The organism is Streptococcus mitis (genome assembly GCF_946190275.1).
Taxonomy (GTDB): Bacteria; Bacillota; Bacilli; order Lactobacillales; family Streptococcaceae; genus Streptococcus; species Streptococcus mitis_DC.
The window spans coordinates 1-239 of the sequence record NZ_CAMHZQ010000116.1 but is presented as its reverse complement, the minus strand read 5'-3'; the positions used below and the strand labels follow the sequence as shown (position 1 = coordinate 239).

The 239-nt window shown below is 53.1% G+C and carries 1 pseudogene; it reads left to right on the top strand.

Features of this window, described 5'->3' with window-relative positions:
• Positions 1 to 239 (top strand): annotated as a pseudogene (locus N8M20_RS10445) (adhesive domain-containing protein); the annotation flags it as partial.

Below are 239 nucleotides of genomic sequence, written 5' to 3'. Positions count from 1 at the left end.
GTAGACGCTACGGCACTTGTTGACGCTGACGTAGACGCTACGGCACTTGTGCTTGCTGAGGTAGAGGCTACAGCGCTAGTACTTGCTGATGTAGATGCTACGGCACTTGTGCTTGCTGACGTAGAGGCTACAGCACTTGTTGATGCTGAGGTAGAGGCTACTGCACTTGTGCTTGCTGAGGTAGACGCTACTGCACTTGTTGACGCTGAGGTAGACGCTACTGCACTTGTGCTTGCTGA